The sequence below is a fragment of the Ochrobactrum chromiisoli genome (assembly GCF_026241335.1).
Lineage (GTDB): Bacteria > Pseudomonadota > Alphaproteobacteria > Rhizobiales > Rhizobiaceae > Brucella > Brucella chromiisoli.
Window position 1 is genome coordinate 1 of record NZ_JAPHAV010000041.1, and the last position, 4,830, is coordinate 4,830.

The window sequence follows — 4,830 nt, forward strand, 5'->3', positions numbered from 1 at the left end:
TATGTCGGTGCAGAAGATTCTCTCCCTGCTGACTATGAATCTTTTGAGAAGATTGACTGCGAAAACCGCCTGATCACGCCGGGACTGATCGACTGTCACACGCATCTGGTCCATGCCGGAAATCGCGCACATGAATTCGAACTGCGCCTCAATGGCGCCACCTATGAGGAAGTTGCCCGTGCTGGCGGCGGCATTGTTTCATCGGTTAAAAACCTGCGCGCGGCCAGCGAAGACGATCTGGTGCGTGAAACTCTGCCGCGCCTTGATGCATTGATTGCAGAGGGTGTGACGACGGTTGAAGTCAAATCCGGTTATGGTCTCGATACAGACAGCGAAGCAAAGTCATTGCGTGCGGCGCGCCGTCTTGGGCATGAACGCGATGTGGCTATTCGCACCACATTCCTTGGCGCACATGCTCTGCCGCCGGAAATGAATGGCAATAAAGCAGCCTATATCGACAAGCTCGTCAACGAAATACTGCCCGCGATAGCCAGCGAAAATCTGGCCGATGCCGTGGATGGTTTCTGCGAAGGCATCGCCTTCCTGCCGGATGAAATCGCCCGCGTTTTCGATACTGCTAAAGCACATAATCTGCCGGTGAAACTTCACGCTGATCAGCTTTCCAATCTGCATGGTGCAGCGCTTGCCGCTTCCTATGATGCGCTTTCCGCCGATCATCTCGAATATACCGATGCAGAAGGTGCGGCAGCCATGGCAAAGGCCGGAACCGTCGCGGTTCTGCTTCCTGGCGCTTACTATTTCATCCGCGAAACGCAAAAGCCGCCTGTCGAGCTTTTCCGTGAGGCTGGCACAAAGATGGCACTGGCCACCGACAACAATCCTGGCACTTCACCGCTGACCTCGCTGCTGCTCACGATGAATATGGGCGCAACACTGTTTCGTATGACAGTCGATGAATGCATTGCGGGCGTTACCCGCGAAGCAGCCCGCGCCCTCGGCGTTCTGGGTCATACTGGTACACTGGAAGTCGGCAAAGATGCAGATCTCGCTATTTGGAGCGTCGAGCGTCCGGCAGAGCTTGTTTACCGCATTGGCTTCAACCCGCTCTGGAAGCGGGTTTCCAAAGGCAAAATCTAATTTAAATCGTCGATGGAGTTTTCCATGCCCCTCGTTTTGCATCCCGGCAGTGTTGCACTGAGCACGCTGGCACAGATTTATCGCGAAAAGCTCGCTGTCCGTATCGATCCATCTTTTCATGCAGGTGTTGAAAAAGCAGCAGCCCGCATTGCCGAAATTGCCGCTGGTGAAACACCAGTTTATGGCATCAACACCGGCTTTGGTAAGCTCGCCTCGATTCGTATCGCACCAGAAGATGTCGCAACACTTCAGCGCAATCTGATCTTGTCGCATTGCTGCGGCGTTGGGGAACCTCTGAGCGAAGACATCGTGCGCCTCATCATGGCGCTCAAGCTCATTTCGCTTGGTCGTGGTGCATCGGGCGTACGGCTAGAGCTCATCAGCCTCATCGAAGCCATGCTTGAAAAAGGCGTGATCCCGATGATCCCGGCCAAGGGCTCGGTCGGAGCGTCCGGCGATCTTGCACCGCTTGCGCACATGGCAGCGGCCATGATCGGCGAAGGTGAAGCCTTCTATCAGGGCGAACGTCTTCCATCAGCTGACGCCCTCAAGAAAGCCGGCCTCAAGCCCGTCGTTCTGGCTGCCAAGGAAGGTCTCGCCCTCATCAACGGCACACAGACCTCGACCGCATTGGCATTGGCCGGTCTGTTCCGTGCGCATCGCGCATTGCAGGCAGCCCTTGTCACCGGCGCGCTTTCAACTGATGCGGCGATGGGTTCAACGGCACCCTTCCATCCAGACATTCACACTTTGCGCGGCCATCAGGGCCAGATCGATACGGCCGCAGCATTGCGCAATCTTTTGTCTGGTTCGGTCATTCGTGAGAGCCACCTTGAAGGCGACCAGCGCGTGCAGGACCCTTATTGCATCCGCTGTCAGCCACAGGTGGATGGTGCAGCCCTCGATATTCTGCGCCAAGCTGCACGCACACTTGAAATCGAAGCCAATGCCGTCACCGATAACCCACTCGTCCTTTCCGATGACAGTGTTGTGTCAGGCGGCAACTTCCACGCAGAACCAGTTGCTTTCGCAGCTGATCAGATCGCGCTTGCTGTCTGTGAAATTGGTGCAATTGCCCAGCGCCGCATTGCGCTTCTGGTTGATCCGGCACTGTCCTTTGGCCTGCCAGCCTTCCTTGCGAAAAAGCCGGGCCTCAATTCGGGTCTTATGATTGCGGAAGTCACTTCGGCAGCGCTGATGAGCGAAAACAAACAAATGGCGCATCCTGCATCGGTTGATTCAACGCCAACCTCCGCCAATCAGGAAGACCATGTTTCCATGGCCTGCCATGGTGCACGCCGCCTGTTGCAAATGACAGAAAACCTCAATGCAATCATCGGCATTGAAGCATTGACCGGCGCGCTCGGCGTCGAGCTGCGCGGCCCGCTTGAAACCAGTCCTGAATTAAAAGCTGCCATCGCAGTTCTGCGTGCAAAAGTGCCGACGCTGGAAATTGACCGCTACATGGCAAACGATCTCGAAGCTGCAAGCGCCATCATCGCCGATGGCTCGCTCAATGCCAGCATCAGCGCCAATATCCTGCCTGAACTGGGGAACTAATATGAGTGCATTTGAAGTCCACCAAGGCACATCGCCTGTCATTCTCGGCCTGCCGCACACCGGAACCGATGTACCAGAAGACATCTGGGCGCGGCTCAATGACAATGGCCGTATTCTTGCCGACACCGACTGGCATATCCATCAGCTCTATGACGGGCTTCTGGACAATGTCACGACCGTTCGCGCCACCTTCCATCGCTATTGCATCGATGCCAATCGCGATCCGGCAGGCGTGAGCCTCTATCCGGGCCAAAACACAACGACACTGATCCCGGAAACAGATTTCGACGGCGTTGCCATCTGGAAAGACGGCGAAGAACCAAATGAAGCCGATATTACTGATCGTATTGCGCGCTTTCACAAGCCCTACCACGATGCGCTTTCAGCCGAAATCGAACGCGTAAAGGCCATTCACGGCGTAGCGATCCTTTACGATTGCCACTCGATCCGCTCGCATATCCCGTTCCTGTTTGAAGGCAAGCTGCCGGATTTCAATATCGGTACAGACATGGGCAAGACCTGCGATCCAAAGATAGAAACCGCAGCCGTGGAAGTGACCCAGAACGCCACCGGCTATACGTCCATTCTCAATGGTCGCTTCAAAGGCGGCTGGACGACACGCCATTACGGGCGCCCCGAAACTGGCGTCCACGCCATCCAGATGGAACTGGCGCAATCAACTCATTTAACCACCGAGGCTGTACCTTTTGCCTATGACGAGGCGAAAGCAGCAAAGCTTCGCGTACATCTCAAAACACTTTTGCAGCGTCTCGAACAGACGGCTTCCACTCTCTAAAAAGGGAAAACCATGTCCAACCCACGTCATAATGAGCGCGAAGTACGCAGCCCGCGCGGCACTGAACTCAATGCCAAAAGCTGGCTTACCGAAGCCCCCCTGCGCATGTTGATGAACAATCTCGACCCAGATGTTGCCGAGCGTCCGCATGAGTTGGTCGTCTATGGCGGCATTGGTCGCGCAGCCCGCACATGGGACGATTTTGACCGCATCGTTGCAACACTGAAAACCCTCAATGACGATGAAACCCTGCTGGTGCAGTCGGGCAAGCCAGTCGGCGTGTTCCGCACCCAAAAGGATGCACCGCGCGTACTGATTGCCAATTCCAACCTCGTACCACACTGGGCTACCTGGGATCACTTCAACGAACTGGATAAAAAAGGTCTCGCCATGTATGGCCAGATGACCGCCGGTTCATGGATTTACATCGGCGCACAGGGCATTGTTCAGGGCACCTATGAAACCTTTGTTGAAGCTGGTCGCCAGCATTATGACGGCAACCTCAAGGGCAAGTGGATTCTGACCGGTGGCCTGGGCGGCATGGGTGGCGCACAGCCACTCGCAGCTGTCATGGCTGGCGCATGCTGCCTTGCAGTCGAATGCGATGAAACCCGCGCCGATTTCCGTTTGCGCACCCGTTATGTCGATGAAAAGACCCACAGCCTCGATGAAGCTCTGGCCAAGATCGACGAATGGACCAAGGCCGGTGAAGCCAAGTCCATCGCACTGATCGGCAACGCGGCTGAAATTTATCCTGAACTCGTCAAGCGCGGCGTGCGCCCTGACATCGTGACCGATCAAACCTCGGCGCATGATCCCGTGCATGGTTATCTGCCAATCGGCTGGACCGTCGCTGAATGGCGCGCCAAGCAGGAGAGCGATCCGGCAGCTGTTGCAAAAGCCGCCCGTGCTTCGATGAAAGTGCAGGTTCAGGCCATGCTCGATTTCCACAATCAGGGCATTCCGACAGTAGATTACGGCAACAATATCCGTCAGATGGCACTCGAAGAAGGTCTGGAAAACGCCTTTGACTTCCCAGGTTTCGTGCCTGCCTATATCCGCCCACTGTTCTGCCGCGGCATTGGTCCTTTCCGCTGGGCAGCGCTTTCCGGCGACCCGGAAGATATTGCCAAGACCGATGCCAAGGTGAAGGAACTGCTGCCGGACAACAAGCACCTGCACAACTGGCTCGACATGGCAAAAGAACGCATCGAGTTTCAGGGACTGCCAGCGCGTATTTGCTGGGTCGGTCTTGGAGATCGCCATCGCCTCGGTCTTGCTTTCAACGAAATGGTCCGCAATGGCGAGTTGAAAGCACCGATCGTCATTGGTCGCGATCATCTCGATTCAGGCTCGGTTGCTTCGCCAAACCGCGA

Annotated in this window: 4 protein-coding genes; all 4 read left to right on the forward strand. The window is 55.9% G+C overall.

The genetic code is table 11. The annotated features are described in order from the left end of the window. The coding region (gene hutI, locus OPR82_RS22510) for an imidazolonepropionase (protein ID WP_265987188.1) at window positions 1-1,098 on the forward strand (1,098 nt) is incomplete at its 5' end. 24 nt (window positions 1,099-1,122) lie between these two features. Beyond that, entirely contained in the window at window positions 1,123-2,658 is a 1,536-nt protein-coding gene (gene hutH, locus OPR82_RS22515; RefSeq protein ID WP_265987189.1) for a histidine ammonia-lyase, read from the forward strand. Between the two features lies 1 nt (window position 2,659). Beyond that, entirely contained in the window at window positions 2,660-3,454 is a 795-nt protein-coding gene (hutG, locus tag OPR82_RS22520; protein WP_265987190.1) for an N-formylglutamate deformylase, read from the forward strand. Between the two features lie 12 nt (window positions 3,455-3,466). Then, a partial coding sequence (gene hutU / locus OPR82_RS22525; protein WP_265987191.1) for a urocanate hydratase occupies window positions 3,467-4,830 on the forward strand: 1,364 nt, incomplete at its 3' end.